We start from the raw sequence: 18,800 nt of genomic DNA on the forward strand, positions 1-18,800 counted from the left end.
ACCGGCCGCCGTCCCGTCCCCGATTCGGGCGGTTTCCCACCGAGCACCCCGGCGGGAAGGGTGGAGAAGTGCCCAAATCGGGGACGGGACGGGAGGGCGTCAGATCTCGCGCTTGAGGATCTTGCCGGTGGCCGTCATCGGGAGCTCGTCACGGAACTCGACGACGCGCGGGTACTTGTACGCCGCCATCTGCTCCTTGGCCCAGGCGACCAGCTCCTCCTCGGTGGTCTCGTCACCGGCGTTCTTGATGACGACGGCCTTGACCTCCTCGCCGTGGCTGTCGTGGGGGACGCCGATGACCGCGACCAGCGACACCGCCGGGTGGGTCATCAGCACCTCCTCCAGCTCGCGCGGGTACACGTTGAAGCCGCCGCGGATGATCATGTCCTTGGCGCGGTCGACGATGTAGTAGAAGCCGTCCTCGTCCTTGCGGGCAAGGTCGCCCGACCGGAACCAGCCGTCCTTGATGACCTCGGCGGTTGCCTCCGGGCGGTCGTAGTAGCCCTTCATGATGTTCGGGCCCTTGATCGCGATCTCGCCGATCTCGCCGAGCTCGGTGACCTCGGCCCAGTCCGGGTCGATGAGCTTCATCTCGACATCGGGGATCGGGGTGCCGATCGAGCCCGGACGCGGCTCCTCACCGGGCGGGGCGAAGCTGGCGACCGGCGAGGTCTCCGACAGGCCGTACCCCTCGCGGATGTCGATGCCGAAGCGCGACTTGAACTCCCTGATGATCTCGACCGGCAACGACGAACCGCCGGCGGCCGCGATTCGGAGGTTGTCGGCGATCTGCTGCGCCTCGATGCCGCTGCCCTCGAGCGCACCGAGCAGGGCCCAGTACATCGTGGGAACACCGGCGAAGAAGCTGACCTTCTCGCCCACGAGCAGCTGCAGCGCGGCGTTCGGCTCGAAGCGGGGCAGCATCACGATCGTGCCGCCGTACGCGAAGGCGCCGTTCTGGATCACCGTCTGGCCGAACGAGTGGAACAGCGGCAGCACGCACAGGTACGTGTCGGGGTGAGTGGCGTCCGCACCGAAGAGGCGGTCGCCGACGAGGGCGTTGCTCCGCATGTTCTCATGGGTCAGCTCGGCGCCCTTGGGCTGCCCGGTCGTCCCGCTGGTGTAGAGGATGACCGCGGTGTCGTCGTCGGCCGTCTCGACCGAGTCGAACGTGAGGGGCTGGTTCGCGACGGCGGAGGCGAACGTCTCGGCACCCTCGATCGGCGATGGGGCCGTCGGGTCGATCGTGATGAGGAAGAAGTTGTCGCACTCGTCGGCGTCGTTGAAGCCCTTCCAGGCCTCCGCGCCGATCGGCAGGTCGGCGGTGCCCTCGAACGCGAAGAGGGCGCGTGCGTCGGAGTCGTCGAGGTAGTACGTGACCTCACGCGCCTTGTTGAGCACGTTCAGCGGAACGACGGTGGCACCGGTCTTGAGGATGCCGTAGTAGACGATCGAGAAGTACGGGACGTTCGGTGCCGCGAGAGCGACCTTGTCGCCGTGCCCGATCCCGCGGGACGCCAGCAGGTTGGCGACCTGGTTGGCGGCGCCGTCGACCTGCGCGTAGCTGAAGCGCTTGTCACCGAAGACGATCGCGGTCCGCTCGGGGTACTGGGCGGCAGAGTTCTCGAGGAAGGAAGCCAGGTTGCTCACCGCAGGTGCTCCTGTTCTGGGGGGTCGGTCAGAGCGCACGGCTACTGACGAGTACGTTCGGCCCAAGAGTGACACGCGACACATGATGCACGTCACGCTGGGTCGGGCAGCCAGTCTCAGAACGTGGAACCGGTGAGCGTCTCGTACGCCTCCACGTAGCGCGCACGGGTCCGCTCGACGATCTCATCGGGCAGGCGCGGTGGAGGCGTGTCGGACGCGCGGTCCCACCCGGACGCCGGGGACGTCAGCCAGTCGCGGACGAACTGCTTGTCGTACGAGGACTGCGGGTGGCCGGGCTCCCACTGGTCGGCGGGCCAGAAGCGTGACGAGTCGGGCGTGAGCAGCTCGTCGGCGAGCACGAGCGTGCCGTCGGGTCGCAGGCCGATCTCGATCTTGGTGTCGGCGACGATGATGCCGCGTTCGCGCGCGAGCGCCTCGCCACGCACGTACACCTCCAGCGTGAGGTCGCGCAGCTTCGCGGCCAGGCCCTCACCGACCAGGTCCACGACCTGCTCGTACGAGATGGGCTCGTCGTGGCCCCCGTACGCGGCCTTCGTGCTCGGCGTGAAGATCGGCTCGGGCAGCTGCGAGCCGTCGGTCAGGCCGTCCGGGAGCGCGATGCCGGAGACGACGCCCGTCGCGCGGTAGTCGGAGAGGCCGGAGCCGGTGAGGTAGCCACGGGCGATGCACTCGACCTGCACCATGTCGAGCCGCTCGACCTCGATGCCGCGCCCGGCGACCACATCGGGGACGCCGGTCGACACCACGTGGTTGGGGGCGACGTCGCTCAGCTGGTCGAACCACCACAGCGACATGCGGGTGAGGATCTCCCCCTTGTCGGGGATCGGTGGGTCGAGCGCATGGTCGTACGCGGAGATCCGGTCGCTGGCGACCATCAGCAGGTTGCCGTCGGCCAGGTCGTACAGGTCGCGGACCTTGCCGGAGTAGACGTGGGTGGCTCCGGGGATGTCGTACGGCTCGCTCACGCGCTCAGCGTAGACGAGGCCGCAGACCGTCGAGCGCGGTGGCGACGACGCCGTCGGCGTACGCGTGGGTGAGCGGCCCGCTGCGTTGGAGCCAGCGACTGAACAGCGGGCTCCACACGAGGTCGACGACCACGTCCAGGTCGAGGTCGTCGCGCAGCTCGCCGGCGCGCTGGGCACTGCGCAGGCGCTCCTTCTTGAGCGCGCTCATCGGCTCGCCCAGGCGCTCGGCGTAGGTGGCGGCGAGGGCGGGATCGCGCGCGATCTCCAGCATCAGCGCCCGCATCGGGACGTCGTACCGCGGGTCGTTGAGCTCGTCGACGGTCGCACGCAGCACCAGGGCGAGGTCGGCCCGCAGGTCGCCGGTGTCGGGAAGCGCCGGGTCACCGTCGTCGCCCTCGCTGAGCATCAGGAACGCGTCGAAGAGCACCGCGCCCTTGGACGGCCACCAGCGATAGATCGTCTGCTTGCCGACGCCGGCTCGCGAGGCGATGCCCTCGATGCTCAGCCCGGAGTAGCCGACCTCCTGCACGAGGTCGAACGCGGCCGTGAGGATCGCGCGCCGCGAGGACTCGCTGCGGCGGGACGCGTGGGCGGTAGAGGTCGACTTCGGACGCTGGGTCGGCATGGGCTCCACCCTAGCAAGTGACTAGACGAGACGGTCCGTCTTGACGTGGCGACCGAACGCGCCTTAGAGTCAAGGAAGCGAGACGAACCGTCTCGCTTCACCCGACCGCAGGAGTACCGCTGCACACCTCACCGCACTCCCAGCTCGCCCTCCACGACGTCTCCAAGACCTACGACGAGCGCCGCGTGATCGACCGCGTCTCCCTGACGGTCAAGCCCGGCGAAAAGGTCGGCGTCGTCGGCGACAACGGCTCGGGAAAGTCCACACTGCTCCGCCTCCTCGCGGGCCACGAACACCCCGACGACGGCGAGGTCACCGTCCGCGCACCGGGCGGCATCGGCTACCTCGCTCAGGCGCTCGACCTCCCGCCGGAGGCCACCGTGCGGGACGCCGTCGACCTCGCACTCGCCGACCTACGCACTCTCGAGTCCGCGATGCACGCGCTCGAGGACGCCCTCACCCGCGAGCCGCCGGAGCGGTTCGCCTCCTCCTCCGTCGCCGCGACCTACGCCACCCTCACCGCACGGTACGAAGCGCGCGGCGGGTACGAGGCCGACGTCCGGGTGGGCATCGCGCTGCACGGGCTCGGCCTGCCCGACCTGGATCCGGCGCGGCCGCTCGGCACGCTGTCCGGAGGCGAGCGCGCGCGGCTGGCGCTGGCTGCGACCCTAGCCTCGCAGCCGGAGCTGCTCCTGCTCGACGAGCCGACCAACGACCTCGACGACGCGGCGATCGGCTGGCTGGAGGACCACCTGCTGCGCCACTCCGGGACGGTCGTGGTCGTCACCCACGACCGCGTGTTCCTCGAACGGCTCACCACGACCGTCCTCGAGATCGACGGCGGCCGGGTCGCGCGGTTCGGCAACGGGTACGACGGCTACCTCACGGCGAAGGCCGCCGAGCGCCGGCGACGCCTGCAGGAGTACGAGGCCTGGCGCGACGAGCTCGTCCGCAACGAGCGGCTCGCCGCCTCGAACGTCGCCCGGCTGGATGCGATCCCGCGCAAGCTGCCGCTGAGCGTGTTCGGACACAGCGGGTTCCGGACGCGCGGTCGCGGCCACGGCGCCATGGTCCGCATCCGCAACGCGAAGCAGCGTGCCGAGCGGCTGCGAGCGGCGCCGCTGGCTCCGCCGCCAGACCCGCTCACCCTCGCCGCGCGGATCGCGACCGGCGACGGCGGGTCGCACGAGCCGGCAGCCCGACTCGCCGACGTGCGGGTCGGCGAGCGGCTCGACGTGCCGTCGCTGGTGATCCCGGCCGGGGGCCGCGTGCTCGTGACCGGTCCCAACGGCGCCGGCAAGACCACGCTGGTCCGTGTCCTCGCCGGCGAGCTGCGCCCCGACGCCGGCAGCGTCCGGGTCCCGGGCACGGTCGGTCACCTTCGCCAGGACGAGGCGCCGTGGCCGCCGGGGACCACCGTGCTCCAGGCCTTCGCGTACGGGCGGCCGGGCCCTGCGGACGAGCACGCGGAGGCGATGCTGTCGCTCGGGCTGTTCGAGCCGGGGGATCTGCAGAAACGCGTCGACGTGCTGTCGTACGGGCAGCGGCGCCGGATCGAGCTGGCCCGCCTGGTCAGTCAGCCCCTCGACCTGCTGCTGCTCGACGAGCCGACCAACCACCTGTCCCCCGCACTGGTGGAGGACCTGGAGGAGGCGCTGGCCGCGTACGAGGGCGCACTCGTGGTCGTCACGCACGACCGGCGGATGCGTTCGCGCTTCACCGGCATGCACCTCGCGATGCGCGACGGACGGATCGACGACGGCCCGCCCAGGTGATTAGGCGTCCACGCACCCGTACAGCGCGCGCAGATATCCCGCGCCGCGGTGCGAGCCGAGCAGGCCGTTGCCCATCCTGTTCATCACGTAGGTCGCGGTCATCTGTCGGTCGAGGTCGTTGACGACGTATGACCCGCCCCAGCCGCCCCAGTGGCAGATCCGGCCCTCGGGGAGGTAGGGCTGAGTGACCGGGTCGACGAGCGCATAGCCGATCCCCCAGCGCAGCGGCGCGCCGAGCACGAGGTCTGGCCCGGACGCCTGCTCGTCGAAGATCAGCGCGATCGTCTCGTCAGAGAGGAACGTGCGTCCGCCCGCGACGCCGCCGTTGCTGACGGTCGACTGGATCGTCGCCAGCGAGCGGGCGTTGCCGTGGCCGTTCGCGCCGCCGATGTCGGCGCTGCGCCACTCGTCGGTGAGGACGACCGTCGCATGCAGCGGGGGCCCGCCGAGCGTACGGAGCGCCAGCGGGCCCGGCTCCACACCCGGCGGCATCTCGACACCCGTAGGCGCGATGATCGGGCTGACTCGGTCGTACGCGTCCGCTGGCAGGCCGATCGTGAAGTCGGCGCCGAGCGGGCCAGCGACCTCGGCGGCGACGAACTCCTTCAGGCTCTGGCCCGTCACGCGACGGACGACCTCACCGATCAGATGCCCGTAGTTGATCGCGTGATAGCCCGACGCCGTCCCCGGCTCCCACCACGGCTCCTGCGCCGCGAACCGCGCGGCAGCGCTCTCGGCGTCGAACAGGTCGTCGACCGTGCACGGCTGGTCCATCGCCGGGACGCCGGACATGTGCGCGAGCAGATGGCGCACCTCGACGTCAGCCTTGCCGTTGGCGGCGAACTCGGGCCAGTACGTGGCGACCTTCTCGTACACGTCGATCAACCCGCGGTCGTGCAGGACGAGGGCGGCCAGCGCGGTGACCGTCTTGGTGCACGACCAGACGTTGGTGACGGTGTCCTCGCTCCACGGCGTCGTCCGCTCGGCGTCGGCATGGCCTCCCCAGACGTCCACGACCGTACGGCCGTCCTGGACGACCGCAAGCGAGGCGCCCACCTCGTCGCCGACATCGAAGCGACGTGCGAGCTCGTCGATCAGCGGCTGGAAGCGGTCGTCGTACGTGCCGTGGATCTCGGCCATGGGGGCTCCTGAGGGACGAGGCTAAGCGTGCGCTTACCTTGCCAGCCCGCGGCGAGCGTGTCGAGGACCGGCGGTGTGCCCGCTCAGCACGATCACCGCCACGAACGGGGTCAGCCCGGCGCACAGCAGGAGCATCGACCCGGTCGGCCCGAACGCGTCACCGAGCACGAGGGACAGACCCTGCGAGGCGACGAGGTTGCCGCCGGCGTGCAGCATCGCGCCGGGCCACACCGAGCCGGTCTCGGACCACAGCCATCCGATGACGAACTCGAGCAGGATGCTCAGGGGCACCCACAAGACCATGGCCCACACGGCGTCGGCAGGGGTGGTGGTCCCGCCGAGGTAGCCGACCCAGGGCAGCGGCCAGTGCCACACGCCCCACACCAGTCCCGTGAGGAAGGTGGTCGCGACGGGCCGCCCCGGGACGAGACGATCTCGGAGATAGGCGGTCCAGCCGTACTCCTCACCCCAGAAGAGAGGCGCCGCAAGCAGGCACACCAGCGGACCTGCTGCCAGGTAGGCCCATGACGTCGCGCTCAGGTCGACCGACGCCGGCGACCATCCGGCGAGCATCGCGACGGCGACGGCCGCGAGCACCACACCCCACGGCATCGTGATCGCGATCAGGACGTGCCGCCACGACGTGCGTAGGTGCAGACGGAGCCCGGAGTCAGCGAAGCCTTGACGGGTTACCCACTGCCGGACCACGCACGCCGCGATCGCCGGCACGAACGCGGCGGTCGCGAGCTGGATCACCGGATCATCCATCGAACCGCCGGCCAGATGGACCACCAGCCAGGGCACCCACGCACCCAGGAAGGCCAACGCGAGGAACCACCGCACTCCACGGTGACGGACGTGATCGGGCTCGGGCAGTACTGGCGTACGGGGGACGTTCATGTCTCCAGTTCATCGCGGCGGTGGCACGAAATCCCTACCCCGTGGGCCCGTCCAGGGGTAGCGCAGACGCCACCTCGGCGCGCGCTCGAGCGGTGGTCGAGATCAGCCGGCGCCGGAGAGCAGTGCACCCGCGCGCTGCAGGTGCTCGACAAGCGCCGGTGGCTCGACCTGCTCGTACGGGGCACCGACCGAGGCAAGGGTGAACACCACCCAGTCGAAGGTGTCCACGCTCATCGTCACGCAGCACCGCTCGTCGCCGTCGGCCTCGACCGTCCCCCACCAGCGGACGACCCGTGCGACCTTGTCCGCCGGCGCGTGGACGAGGAACGACACGTCGGTCGTCGGTCGCAGCGCGGCGATCTTCTCGTTGACGAACGTCGCCGCGTCCGGCGCGGGCAGCTCGCGCTGACGGAACCGCACGCCGGTGGCTCGCGGCTCGGACATCCGGTCGACGCGGAACGTACGCCAGTCGCTTCGCCCGAGGTCGTAGGCCACGAGGTACCAGCGGCGACCGAGCGAGACAAGCCGGTGGGGCTCGACCGTACGACGGGTCCGCTCGCCGTCGGCGCGGTGGTAGACGAGCTCGAGGCGCTCGTCGTCGCGACAGGTCTGGGCGAGCACCGACAGCAGCACCGCGTCGACCGACGGGCCGTACATCGGGCCTCGGTCGGTGTAGTCCTGCAGCGCCTTCACCCGGCGACGCAGCCGCGGCGGCATCACCTGGACGATCTTGCTCAGCGCGCGGACGGCGGCGTCGTCGAACGCGCTCGCCCCCGTGCCGGCCGACGACTGCAGTCCGACCGCGATGGCGACCGCCTCGTCGTCCGCGACCAGCAGTGGAGGCAGCGACGCGCCGGCCTGGAGCTGGTAGCCACCGGCCGCCCCTCGCGTCGCGTCCACGGGGTAGCCGAGCCCGCGCAGCCGATCGACGTCGCGGCGCAGCGTGCGCTCGCTGACGTCGAGCTTGTCGGCCAGCACGGGGCCCGTCCAGTAGCGGTGGGTCTGCAGCAGAGACAGCAGCCGCAGCATGCGTTCACTCGATCCGGCCATGTTTCTCAGCCTAGGGCACCAATCAGGACAGAACCTGTCCGGAAGCCACGAGACAGTAAGGCCATGGACACGATGATCGAGACACAGGGACTCACCAAGGAGTTCCGTTCCGGCAAGAAGACCGTCACCGCGGTCAAGGACCTCGACCTCCACATCGCGGCGGGTGAGATGGTCGCGCTGCTCGGGCCGAACGGCGCGGGCAAGTCGACCACGCTGCGCATGCTCACGACGCTGCTCGCCCCGACCTCAGGGTCCGCCCGCGTCGCCGGGTTCGACGTGACGAGCGACCAGCACGCCGTCCGTCGGGCGATCGGCTACATCGGCCAGGGCAACAGCGCCGGCCACGCGCAGCGCGTGATCGACGAGCTCGTCGTCAGCGGGCGGGCGTACGGACTGTCGCGCGCCGAGGCACGGACCCGCGCCGACGAGATGCTCGAGTCGCTCGGGCTCACCGACCAGGCGACGCAGAAGGTCATGACGCTCTCGGGCGGGCAACGGCGCCGGCTCGACATCGCGATGGGCCTCATCCACTCGCCGGGGCTGCTCTTCCTCGACGAGCCGTCGACCGGGCTCGACCCGCAGAACCGCGCGAACCTCCAGCAGCACGTCGTGGACCTGCGACACAAGCACGGGGCGACCGTCGTGCTCACGACGCACTACCTCGAAGAGGCCGACAGCCTCGCCGAGCGCATCGTGGTCATCGACGACGGGAAGGTCGTCGCCGACGACTCCCCCGCGGCCCTCAAGTCGCGCCACGCGGGCGACCGCATCGCGATGACGTTCGAGAGCCGCGACGCGGCAGCGCGTGCCGCACGGCGGGCGATCGCCGCGCACCCGGCCGCACAGGTCGCGCACGACGGCACCGCGGTCGATGTCCAGGCCACCGGAGGCGCCGGGCTCGTGAGCGGGCTTGTCACCGACCTCGCTGCGTCAGGCATCGCGCCGTCGACGATCGAGGTGGCGCGCCCGACGCTCGACGACGTCTTCCTCGCGCTCACGGGCCGCAGCCTGCGCGAGGGCCGCACGGACCTTCGTACCGACCTGACCACCGACATCACCGAGGAGGTGGCGGCATGACCGCCCTCGACACCCCCACCCGTACGGCCACAGCACCGGCGCCGACGAGCCGACCGACCAGCCAGCTCCACAACATCGGGCTCGTCTTCGGCCGCGAGCTGCGCCCCGTCGTCCGAGACCCGTTCTCGGTCGTCTTCGGGATCATCCAGCCCTTGTTCTTCCTCGGACTGTTCACGCCGCTGCTCGTCGCGTCGTCGGGTCAGTCGACGGCCGACACACTGCAGTGGTTCGTGCCGGGCGTGATCGTGATGCTGTCGTTGTTCGGCACGTCCACGACCGGGGCCAACCTGCAGTTCGAGATGCAGACCGGCTCGCACGAGCGCACGCTCGTCAGCCCGCTCTCGCGCTCGTCGCTGATGATCGGGCGCGCGCTGAAGGAGATCGTCCCGACGATCGTGCAGGCGCTGGTCATCGTCGGCGTCGCGGTGCCGTTCGGCTTCCGTCCCGACGTCGCCGGGCTGGTCGTCGGTCTCGCGGTGCTGTCGGTGTTCTGCGTCGGGCTCGGCGCGCTGTCATATGCGCTGGCGCTTGCCGTGAAGGAGAACCAGTGGGCGTTCTGGGGTGTGCAGCAGACCCTGCTGTTCCCGCTGATGCTGCTCGCCGGGATCCTCCTGCCGCTCCAGGGGGCTCCGGGATGGCTCGAGGTGGCCTCGAAGATCAACCCGCTGACCTACGTCGTCGACGCCGAGCGCGCCCTGATCGCAGGCACCTGGGACGGCGACGCGGTCGCCGGTGCGGTCGCCGCCGCGATCACCTGCGTCGTCGGGCTCGTCATCGGGGCGAAGGCGATGCGCGCCAGCAGCTGACGCGCGACCCTGCAGGACGACGAGGCATTCCGACCAGATATCGGTCGGAGTGCCTCGACGTCCGTGCGGGTGCTGTCAGAGAATGGAGCCGGGAGAGTACGCCGCAGCCTCCGGGTGCTGCTCGACCACTGCGGCGACCTTCGCGACGACCGCGCCGACCTGCGCGACCGCGGCGCCGGTGAACGTCAGCGGCTCGGCGACCAGGGTCCCGAGGTCGGACTCGGTCAGCCCGAGGCGCGGGTCGGCACCGAGGCGCGCGAACAGCTCGTTCTCGGTCGACCCCTTCTCGCGCATCTCCAGCGCGACGGCGACCGCGTGCTCCTTGATCGCCTCGTGCGCCTCCTCGCGTCCGACGCCGTGACGGACCGCCGCCATCAGCATCTTGGTGGTCGCGAGGAACGGCAGGTAGCGGTCGAGCTCGCGCGCGATCACCGCCGGGAACGCACCGAACTCGTCGAGCACCGTCAGGAACGTCTCGAACAGCCCGTCGGTCGCGTAGAACGCATCCGGCAGCGCGACCCGCCGGACGACGGAGTCCGAGACGTCGCCCTCGTTCCACTGGTCGCCGGCGAGCTCGGAGACCATCGACAGGTGGCCGCGCAGCACGACCGCGAGCCCGTTGACCCGCTCGGACGAGCGCGAGTTCATCTTGTGCGGCATCGCGGACGAGCCGACCTGACCCGGCTTGAAGCCTTCCGTGACCAGCTCGTTGCCGGCCATGAGCCGGATGGTGGTCGCCAGGTTCGAGGGGGCGCTGACGAGCTGGACGAGCGCGCTCACCACGTCGAAGTCGAGCGAGCGGGGATAGACCTGGCCCACCGAAGTGAGCACGTTCTCGAAGCCGACGTGCCCCGCGACCCGCTGCTCGAGCGTCGCGAGCGCGTCTCGGTCTCCGCCCAGCAGGTCGAGCTGGTCCTGCGCGGTGCCGACGGGGCCCTTGATGCCGCGCAGCGGGTAGCGCGCGATCAGTTCTTCGACGCGGGCGTACGCCACCAGCATCTCGTCGGCGACCGTGGCGAACCGCTTGCCGACGGTCGTCGTCTGGGCCGCGACGTTGTGGCTGCGGCCGGTGAGCACCTGGGCCTCGAACTCCGCCGCGCGCTCGGCCAGCCGGGCCAGCACCGCGACGGCACGGTCGCGCACGAGGAGGAGGGACGACCGGATCTGCAGCTGCTCCACGTTCTCGGTGAGGTCGCGCGAGGTCATGCCCTTGTGGATGTGCTCGTGGCCGGCGAGGGCGTTGAACTCCTCGATCCGCGCCTTCACGTCGTGACGCGTCACGCGCTCACGGGCGGCGATCGAGTCGAGGTCGACCTGGTCGACGACGCCCTCGTACGCCTCGATCACGCCGTCGGGCGTCTCGATGCCAAGGTCACGCTGAGCCTCGAGGACGGCGATCCACAGGCGGCGTTCGAGCACGATCTTGTGCTCGGGCGACCAGATGCGGACCATCTCGGGCGAGGCGTAGCGGAGCGCGAGCACGTTCGGAGTCGTCACGCGCCCCATTGTCCCAGGTGCCCCGTACGAGAACCGATCCAGCGTGGCGCCGCGAGACGGTCACCGCTTTCCCTTGCGCAGGTGGAGAACGCTCGCGATAGGTTTCGTCGTCATGGAAAGTGACTCTGAGGTCCGCGACCAGCTCCGGGACCTCGAGCGCGCAGAACCTGCGTCCTACACCGACGCTCCGCCGACTCCCCGGTGGCACCTCCCCACAACCGCGCTCGCGTCCGCTGCCCTCGCGGCTCTCGCGAAGCTGACGTACGGCAACGACCCGTACCGCATCTGGGCCGCCGCCAGCAACGTCGGGTTGTCGGTATTGGTCGGCGTCTACCTGGGCTGGTACCAGCGCTACCACGAGGCGCCGCCCTCGCTGCGCGGCAAGAAGCCGTTCGAGATCCGGAGCGTCGGGCGTAGCTATCTCGTCGGGGCTGCGGTCGCGCTCGCGGTCAACGCGGCCACGGTCGCCGTCGCCCCGTGGTGGTTGTGCGCAGCGGTCGGGTTCGTCACCGTGGGGGCCGGACTGTGGTGGTACGAGCGCGCGTACGCCCGGGCAGCAGCGGCGGCGAAGGAGCGTCTCGGTTGACCCTCGCCGACCTCGACCCGGTGATCCACGCGCCGAAGCGGCTGGCCGCGATGGCCGTGCTGACCTCCTCTGACCACGTGACGTTCCGGTTCCTCCTGGCCACCTCGGCCTCACGGAGTCGGACCTGTCGAAGCAGATGTCTGCGCTCGATGCCGCTGGCTACGTGAAGGTGCACAAGAGCGGACGCGGACGCGGGTCAGGCACGTCCTACTCGCTCACCGCGACCGGCCGGGCGGCCTACCGCCGCTACCGCACGGCGCTCAAGGAGCTCCTCGGCGACTGAGCCGCTCCTACACCGGTTCGGCGAGCAGGACGGGGATCTCGCGGTCGGTGCGGCGCCGGTACTCCGCGTACGGCGGAAACGCCTCGACCGCCCGCTTCCACCACTCCTGGCGCTCGTCACCGTGGAGCTCGCGGACGCGCATGGCACGCTTCTCCGTCCCGTCCTGCAGGTCGATCTCGGGATGCAGGGTCAGCGCGTGGTACCACGCCGGGTGCTGTGGCGCCCCGCCCTTGGACGCGACCAAGGCGTAGGAGCCGTCGTGCTCGACCCGCATCACGGCCGTCTTGTGGACCTTGTGCGAACGACGACTGTGGAACGTCATGACGACGATCGGCTTGTCGAGAGGCGTGCCGGTCGGGACACCCGTCGTCTCCATCTCCTCCACGTGCTTGCGCACGCGTGCCGACGGGCTCGGTTCGTACTCTCCGGTGACTGACATCTGCCCAGTCAAGCACCGGTAACGGGCTCCAGCACGAGGACAGGGATCTCGCGAGTCGTCTTCTTCTGATAGCCGGCGTACGGAGGAAAGGCCTCGACGGCCCGCTCCCACCACAGTGCCTTCTCGTCACCGTGCACCTCGCGCGCGACGAAGTCCGCAGGCTCGGGCCCGTCCTGGAGCATCACGTGCGGGTCGGCGACGACGCTCGCGTACCACTGCGGGTGCTGCGGGGCACCGCCCAGCGACGCGACGATCGCATAGACGCCGTCGTGCTCGACCCGCATCACCGGCGTCTTGCGCACCTTGCCCGTGGTGCGACCGCGATAGGTGACGATGACGACGGGCTTGCCCACGATCGTGCGGTGCGTACGCCCGCCGGACGCCTCGTACCCCTCGACCTGGTCACGCGACATCTTCCACGCGCTCGGGACGTACTCTCCAGTGATCGGCATGTCCGCCAGTGTGCACCCGCCCTCGCGCGTCGCGCGAGGGCTTAGACGGCAGCCGCCTTCGCGGCGATGTCGCGACGCGAGAACCCGCCGTCGATGTGGATCAGGTCCACGGCCTCGTACGCCCGGCGGCGCGCGTCGGCGAGATCGTCCCCGCGTGCCGTCACGGTCAGCACCCGGCCACCGGCGGTGACGAGGTTGCCGTCGGCGTCGCGCGCGGTGCCGGCGTGGATGACGTCGACGCCCTCGAGCGCGTCGGCGGCCTCGACCCCGGTGATGACGTCGCCCTTGCGCGGCGACGCCGGGTAGTCCTCGGCGGCGATGACCACCGTGACCGCAGCCCCGTCGCGCCAGCGCGGTGACGGGACCTGTGCGAGCGTGCCGTCGGCGGCGCCGGCGAGGAGCGCGCCGAGCGGCGACTCGAGCAGCGCCATCAGCGCCTGCGTCTCTGGATCGCCGAAGCGCGCATTGAACTCGACGACCCGCAGGCCACGGCTCGTCAGCGCCAGACCTGCGTAGAGCAGGCCTGTGAACGGGCGACCGCTCTTCGCCATCTCGTCCACCGTCGGCTGGAGGACGCGGCGGGTGACCTCGTCGACGAGGTCGCCAGGCGCCCACGGGAGCGGTGTGTAGGCGCCCATGCCACCGGTGTTCGGGCCGGCGTCGTCGTCGTACGCGCGCTTGAAGTCCTGGGCCGGCTGGAGCGGGACGACGGTCGCGCCGTCCGTCTCGCTCCAGCTGCACAGCGCGAAGAGCGAGACCTCGGGCCCGTCGAGGTACTCCTCGATCACGACCCGCTCGCACTGGGCGGCGTGGTCGACGGCGGCCTCGCGGTCGTCGGTCACCACGACGCCCTTGCCGGCGGCCAGCCCGTCGTCCTTCACGACGTACGGAGGTCCGAAGGCGTCGAGCGCGGCGGCAACCTCGTCGGCCGTCTCGCACACGTGGGCCATCGCGGTCGGCACCTCGGCAGCCGCCATGACCTGCTTGGCGAACGCCTTGGACCCCTCGAGCCGCGCGGCCTCGCCGGACGGTCCGAACACGGCGATCCCGCGCTCACGGACGGCGTCGGCGACACCCGCGACCAGCGGAGCCTCGGGCCCGACGACGACCAGGTCGACGCCGAGCGACGCGGCGAGGTCGGCCACCGCAGCACCGTCGAGTGCGTCGACAGAGTGCAGGGTCGCGACCTGCTCGATGCCGGGATTGCCGGGCGCGGCATGCACCTCGGTGACGGACGGATCGCGGGAGAGCGCGAGCGCGAGCGCGTGCTCACGGCCGCCGGTGCCGATGACGAGGGTCTTCACGGGCGACCAGCCTAGTGGTGGCGTCTTCGCGCCAGCGCATCGCAATCCGCCAGTGCGAGTGTTACATTCCCGATGAGACCTGGCTCACATCCTCGCCAGAAGGAGACCGCGCATGTCGCTGACCACCGACGAGCAGCAGTCGCGCATCGCCGCCCAGCGTGAGGAGTCCGGCCAGCGGCTCCTGAGGTCGTCCGCCGCGCTGTCGTACGACCCCGTCGTCGACCTCGACTGGGACGCCCCGCTGCTCGACGACGCGTTCTTCGCGCCGCCGCACCGGATCACCCTGTACGGGACCGACCTGTGGGACTCGATGTCGCGCGCCCAGCGCATCGACCTGTCGCGCCTCGAGCTCGCGAGCATCGCCTCGATGGGCATCTGGTTCGAGACGCTGCTGATGCAGATGATGGTGCGGCGCCTCTACGACAACGACCCTCGTACGGCCCACGTCCAGTACGGGTTCACCGAGATCGGCGACGAGTGCCGCCACTCGGTGATGTTCGGCAAGCTCCTCTCGACGCTCGACGCGCCGTACTACCGGCCGGTGCGCTTCATGCACGAGGGCGGCCGCTTCCTCAAGGCCACGTCCAACGGCGCCACCTGCTTCGCCGCCGCGCTGTTCGTCGAGGAGGTGCTCGACCAGATGCAGCGCGAGGCGTTTGCCGACGAGTCGCTGCAGCCGCTCGTGCGCGGGGTCTCGCACGTCCATGTCGTCGAAGAAGCGCGGCACATGCGGTTCGCGCGCGAGGAGGCGGCCCTCGAGTACGAAGGTCAGGGCCGTGTCACCCGCGAGTGGTCCAAGCTCGCGATCGCCACGTCGGCGTTCCTCGCCTCGCGTGGCCTGGTCCACCCCCACGTCTATCGCGATGCCGGACTCGACATGCGGACGGCGGTGCGCGTGGCCCGCACCAACCCGTACGCGCGAGCGACCCGCACCTGGGCGGCCCGACGCGTACGCGCGACGCTGGAGGAGATCGGCATGATCACCGGCCCGAGCCGCCTGCTGTGGAAGCGCGCAGGCCTGCTCGACGCGGTTCCGGAGACGGCGTGAGCGACGCGGAGGAGCAGGACGAGGCCACGTACGTCGGGACGCTCGAGCTGGTCGCGGGAGACGAGGTCGTCGCCGCACGGGGGACGTTGTCCGGCGTGATGCAGCCGATCGACGGCGCGTACCACTGGACCGGGCGACTCGAGCCCGCCGACGCGCTCACCGCGCTCGCCACCAAGGTCGGGCGCAAGCCGATCGGCGTACGGGCGCCCGGCGGCACCGAGGTGACCGCACGGCTCGGAGAGCGCAACCCGTGGGGCGGCTACCGCGTCAGCGGGACCGGAGCGCCGCCCGTCCCGCTGACGCGGTGACCCTCAGAGCAGGTCGTGGCAGACGATCGCCTGGTCACGGCCGGGGCCCACACCGATGACGGACATGCGCGCGCCCGACAGCTCCTCGACGCGACGCACGTACGCCTGCGCGTTGGCCGGCAGCTCCTCGAACGTCCGTGCCCCCGAGATGTCCTCGGGCCAGCCCGGCAGCTCCTCGTACACGGGCACCGCGTGGTGGAAGTCGGACTGGTCGACCGGCATCTCGTCGTGACGCACGCCGTCGACGTCGTACGCGACGCAGACCGGGACGGTCTCCAGGCCGGTGAGCACGTCGAGCTTCGTGAGGACGAAGTCGGTGACGCCGTTGATCCGCGCGGCGTAGCGGGCGACGACGGAGTCGTACCAACCGCAGCGACGCGGCCGACCCGTCGTCGTGCCGAACTCGCCGCCCTGCTCGCGCAGGAAGTCGCCGGACGCGTCGAGCAGCTCGGTCGGGAACGGGCCCTCGCCCACACGCGTCGTGTAGGCCTTGACGATGCCGATGACCCGCTCGATGCGCGTCGGGGCGATACCCGAGCCGGTCGCCGCGCCCCCGGAGGTCGCCGACGACGACGTGACGAACGGGTACGTCCCGTGGTCGACGTCGAGCATCGTCGCCTGTCCCGCCTCGAGGAGCACCGTCTTGCCGTCGGCGATCGCGCGATCGAGCACCAAGGTGGTGTCGGTGACGTACGGCGCGAGCCGGTCGGCGTACCCCCGCAGCTCCTCGACGACCTCCTCGACCGTCACGGCGCGGCGGTTGTAGACCTTGGTGAGGATCTGGTTCTTCAGCTCCAGCGCACCCTCGACCTTCTGGGTGAGGATCTTCTCGTCGAAGAGGTCCTGCACGCGGATGCCCAGACGGTTCATCTTGTCGGCGTACGTCGGGCCGATGCCGCGCCCGGTCGTGCCGATCTTGCGCGAGCCGAGGAACCGCTCGGTGACCTTGTCGAGGACCTTGTTGTACTCGGGGATCACGTGCGCGCTCGCGCTGACCTGCAGGGCCGAGGTGTCGACGCCGCGCGCCTCGAGGCCGTCGATCTCTTCGAACAGCACGCCGATGTCGACGACGACGCCGTTGCCGATGACCGGGATGCAGCCCGGCGTGAGGATGCCGCTGGGCAGGAGGTGGAGGGCGTACTTCTCGCTGGTCCCGTCTTCCTGGGGGATCACGACCGTGTGTCCGGCGTTGTTGCCGCCGTTGAACTTGACGACATAGTCGACGCGGCTACCGAGCAGGTCGGTCGCCTTGCCCTTCCCCTCGTCTCCCCACTGGGCTCCGACGATCACGACTGCGGGCATGGACCTGCACCACCTGAGACATGCGACAAGCCCCGTGCGACGGGGCTCTTACGGTCAGAGTCTACCGGGCCGCGCCGACCGACGGCGCCCCCCGAGGTGGTAGACCGTCTCCATGACCTCCGCCCTCCTCATTGCGAACACCTCCGCAGGCAGTGCCGACGACGACGTGCTCGACGAGGTGGTCGCTGTGCTGCGCTCCCGATGGGACGTCGAGGTCGCCCGCACGGCCGAACCGGACGAGCTGCGTGACGTGCTCGCCTCCCTCGCCGATACCGACGTGGTGGTCGCGGCCGGCGGCGACGGTTCGTGGCACGCGGTGGTGCAGGCGCTGCACTCCCTCGGCCGGCTCCCCAAGCAGGTCGTTGCGCTGGTCCCGATGGGCACCGGCAACGACTTCGCGCGCACGCTCGGGCTCCCCGACGATCCTGTCGACGCGGCCCGCGGGCTGCTCGACGCCGAGCCCCAGCCGCTCGACCTCGCCGTAGACGAGGACGGCGCCGTCGTCGTGAACGCCGTCCACGTCGGCGTCGGCGCGCTCGCCGGCGAGGAGGCTGGCCCGTGGAAACGTCGGCTCGGGCCGCTCGGCTATGCGGTGGGCGCCGTCAAGGCAGGTCTGGTCGGGGCGCCCGAACGGCTGCGGGTCGTGGTCGATGGGCGGCTCGTCGACCACGGTGACGACGTCGTCCAGGCCGCGGTCGGGATCGGCCGGTACGTCGGCGGCGGCGCACCGCTGCTCCCCGACGCCGATCCGAGCGACGGGCTGCTCGACATCACGATCTCCCACGCGGACGCCCTGCCACGACGGCTCGCGTACGGGCTGCGCCTCTTGCGGGGCCGGCACACCGAGCGCGACGACGTCGTGTCCGTACGGGGCCGCGAGGTCACCATCTCCGGCGACGCCATGACCTGGAACGCCGACGGCGAGGTCAGCGACGGCATGCGGACGCGGACCTGGCGGATCGAGCAGGCTGGCTACCGCATGCTCGTCTCGGGCCCCGACAAGCCCACCCAGGACGAGTGAAACTCGGTCTTACAGGACATATTGCGGAGTGACCCCATCCGGGTCACAATGGGGTGAGTGGCAGTGGCCGCGACGGAGTCTACCGGGGGATGGCTCCAGTCCGCGGCCACTGTTACGCCTTTCAGGACAGGCTATTCGGCCCCTGCGCGACCGCCCAGGACGAGCACGTCGTACGCCTCCTGGCTCGACTCCCGAAGGAACTCCCGGCAGCGGTGCGCCTCGTCGAGATCGCCGATACGCTCCGAGGCTTCGGCCAGATCGGCCAGCGCCCGCAGGAAGCCCTGGTTGCCGGGGTGCGACCACGGGACCGGGCCGTGACCCTTCCAGCCGCTGCGGCGCAGCGCGTCGAGCCCACGGTGGTAGCCCGTACGGGCGAACGCGTACGCCGTGACGTCGTCGTCGGCCGCGAGCGCCTCGTCCGCGCACAGCGCCCACGCCAGGCTGGACGCCGGGTAGGCCCGCGCGACGTCCTGCGGCGAGCCGTCGGCTCCCGCCGCCGGGTCGTCGGGAAGCAGGGTCTCGGTCGGTTCTCCGAGCAGGTTGGACATGTC

Annotated in this window: 20 protein-coding genes; 8 read left to right on the forward strand and 12 right to left on the reverse strand. The window is 70.7% G+C overall.

Annotated elements, in window-relative coordinates:
- Nucleotides 1-99: 99 nt before the first annotated feature.
- The 3 genes from H4N58_RS18090 to H4N58_RS18100 all read right to left on the reverse strand — a co-directional run bounded on the left by H4N58_RS18090 (nt 100) and on the right by H4N58_RS18100 (nt 3,261).
- Nucleotides 100-1,650 (reverse strand): long-chain fatty acid--CoA ligase, encoded by a 1,551-nt coding sequence (locus tag H4N58_RS18090; RefSeq protein ID WP_167006430.1) that lies wholly within the window; start codon nt 1,648-1,650, stop codon nt 100-102.
- Between the two features lie 116 nt (nt 1,651-1,766).
- Nucleotides 1,767-2,636, reverse strand: a complete 870-nt coding sequence (locus H4N58_RS18095; protein ID WP_167006433.1) for a phosphoribosylaminoimidazolesuccinocarboxamide synthase — start codon at nt 2,634-2,636, stop codon at nt 1,767-1,769.
- Between the two features lie 4 nt (nt 2,637-2,640).
- On the reverse strand, nt 2,641-3,261 hold the full coding sequence (locus H4N58_RS18100) for a TetR/AcrR family transcriptional regulator (RefSeq protein ID WP_167006436.1): 621 nt from the start codon (nt 3,259-3,261) through the stop codon (nt 2,641-2,643).
- A gap of 119 nt (nt 3,262-3,380) precedes the next feature.
- Between H4N58_RS18100 and H4N58_RS18105 the strand changes: the two genes are divergently transcribed.
- Nucleotides 3,381-5,036 carry a TlrC/CarA/OleB/SrmB family ABC-F type ribosomal protection protein gene (locus tag H4N58_RS18105; protein ID WP_167251741.1) on the forward strand — a complete coding sequence of 552 codons (1,656 nt, stop codon included), beginning with the start codon at nt 3,381-3,383 and terminating at the stop codon, nt 5,034-5,036.
- Here H4N58_RS18105 and H4N58_RS18110 read toward each other — a convergent pair whose 3' ends face one another.
- The 3 genes from H4N58_RS18110 to H4N58_RS18120 form a co-directional block, all read right to left on the reverse strand.
- On the reverse strand, nt 5,037-6,176 hold the full coding sequence (locus tag H4N58_RS18110; RefSeq protein WP_167006439.1) for a serine hydrolase domain-containing protein: 1,140 nt from the start codon (nt 6,174-6,176) through the stop codon (nt 5,037-5,039).
- Between the two features lie 33 nt (nt 6,177-6,209).
- Entirely contained in the window at nt 6,210-7,076 is an 867-nt protein-coding gene (locus H4N58_RS18115) for a CPBP family intramembrane glutamic endopeptidase (protein WP_167006441.1), read from the reverse strand.
- A 102-nt stretch (nt 7,077-7,178) separates the two neighbouring features.
- Nucleotides 7,179-8,126, reverse strand: coding sequence for a YafY family protein (locus tag H4N58_RS18120; RefSeq protein ID WP_208322929.1), 948 nt, complete (start codon nt 8,124-8,126; stop codon nt 7,179-7,181).
- Nucleotides 8,127-8,189: 63 nt separating this feature from the next.
- Between H4N58_RS18120 and H4N58_RS18125 the strand changes: the two genes are divergently transcribed.
- Entirely contained in the window at nt 8,190-9,203 is a 1,014-nt protein-coding gene (locus tag H4N58_RS18125) for an ABC transporter ATP-binding protein (RefSeq protein WP_347878346.1), read from the forward strand.
- A complete protein-coding gene (locus tag H4N58_RS18130) occupies nt 9,200-10,009 on the forward strand; it encodes an ABC transporter permease (RefSeq protein ID WP_167006444.1) in 810 nt (269 codons plus the stop codon). Before H4N58_RS18125 ends, H4N58_RS18130 begins: the two co-directional genes overlap by 4 nt.
- Before the next feature lie 75 nt (nt 10,010-10,084).
- Here the strand turns inward: H4N58_RS18130 and purB are convergent, their stop codons facing one another.
- A complete protein-coding gene (gene purB, locus H4N58_RS18135; protein ID WP_208322453.1) occupies nt 10,085-11,515 on the reverse strand; it encodes an adenylosuccinate lyase in 1,431 nt (476 codons plus the stop codon).
- Between the two features lie 103 nt (nt 11,516-11,618).
- Between purB and H4N58_RS18140 the strand changes: the two genes are divergently transcribed.
- On the forward strand, nt 11,619-12,092 hold the full coding sequence (locus tag H4N58_RS18140; RefSeq protein ID WP_167251366.1) for a hypothetical protein: 474 nt from the start codon (nt 11,619-11,621) through the stop codon (nt 12,090-12,092).
- A gap of 136 nt (nt 12,093-12,228) precedes the next feature.
- Nucleotides 12,229-12,375 carry a transcriptional regulator gene (locus tag H4N58_RS20750; protein WP_243843054.1) on the forward strand — a complete coding sequence of 49 codons (147 nt, stop codon included), beginning with the start codon at nt 12,229-12,231 and terminating at the stop codon, nt 12,373-12,375.
- Nucleotides 12,376-12,382: 7 nt separating this feature from the next.
- On the opposite strand, the gene H4N58_RS18150 is transcribed toward H4N58_RS20750, so the two are convergent.
- From H4N58_RS18150 to purD, 3 genes are read right to left on the reverse strand one after another with little or no spacing between them, the layout of a single operon-like run.
- Nucleotides 12,383-12,814: a nitroreductase family deazaflavin-dependent oxidoreductase gene (locus H4N58_RS18150; protein ID WP_167006453.1), complete on the reverse strand. Its 432-nt coding sequence runs from the start codon at nt 12,812-12,814 to the stop codon at nt 12,383-12,385.
- Between the two features lie 8 nt (nt 12,815-12,822).
- Entirely contained in the window at nt 12,823-13,266 is a 444-nt protein-coding gene (locus tag H4N58_RS18155; protein WP_167006456.1) for a nitroreductase family deazaflavin-dependent oxidoreductase, read from the reverse strand.
- 41 nt (nt 13,267-13,307) lie between these two features.
- Nucleotides 13,308-14,570 (reverse strand): phosphoribosylamine--glycine ligase, encoded by a 1,263-nt coding sequence (gene purD, locus H4N58_RS18160; RefSeq protein ID WP_167006459.1) that lies wholly within the window; start codon nt 14,568-14,570, stop codon nt 13,308-13,310.
- 112 nt (nt 14,571-14,682) lie between these two features.
- On the opposite strand from purD, the gene H4N58_RS18165 reads away from it, so the two are divergent.
- Together H4N58_RS18165 and H4N58_RS18170 are read left to right on the forward strand one after the other, a co-directional pair.
- Nucleotides 14,683-15,618 (forward strand): diiron oxygenase, encoded by a 936-nt coding sequence (locus H4N58_RS18165; RefSeq protein ID WP_167251364.1) that lies wholly within the window; start codon nt 14,683-14,685, stop codon nt 15,616-15,618.
- Nucleotides 15,615-15,926: a DUF4873 domain-containing protein gene (locus tag H4N58_RS18170; RefSeq protein ID WP_167251362.1), complete on the forward strand. Its 312-nt coding sequence runs from the start codon at nt 15,615-15,617 to the stop codon at nt 15,924-15,926. The genes H4N58_RS18165 and H4N58_RS18170 overlap by 4 nt, the downstream gene beginning before the upstream one ends.
- A gap of 3 nt (nt 15,927-15,929) precedes the next feature.
- Here H4N58_RS18170 and H4N58_RS18175 read toward each other — a convergent pair whose 3' ends face one another.
- Nucleotides 15,930-17,228: an adenylosuccinate synthase gene (locus H4N58_RS18175; protein WP_167006467.1), complete on the reverse strand. Its 1,299-nt coding sequence runs from the start codon at nt 17,226-17,228 to the stop codon at nt 15,930-15,932.
- 112 nt (nt 17,229-17,340) lie between these two features.
- Here H4N58_RS18175 and H4N58_RS18180 point away from each other — a divergent pair, with 112 nt between their 5' ends.
- Nucleotides 17,341-18,249: a diacylglycerol kinase family protein gene (locus tag H4N58_RS18180; RefSeq protein WP_167251360.1), complete on the forward strand. Its 909-nt coding sequence runs from the start codon at nt 17,341-17,343 to the stop codon at nt 18,247-18,249.
- Nucleotides 18,250-18,380: 131 nt separating this feature from the next.
- On the opposite strand, the gene H4N58_RS18185 is transcribed toward H4N58_RS18180, so the two are convergent.
- Nucleotides 18,381-18,797: a DUF3151 domain-containing protein gene (locus H4N58_RS18185; protein WP_167251358.1), complete on the reverse strand. Its 417-nt coding sequence runs from the start codon at nt 18,795-18,797 to the stop codon at nt 18,381-18,383.
- Between the last annotated feature and the right edge of the window lie 3 nt (nt 18,798-18,800).

This window comes from Mumia sp. ZJ1417 (genome assembly GCF_014127285.1).
Taxonomy (GTDB): Bacteria; Actinomycetota; Actinomycetes; order Propionibacteriales; family Nocardioidaceae; genus Mumia.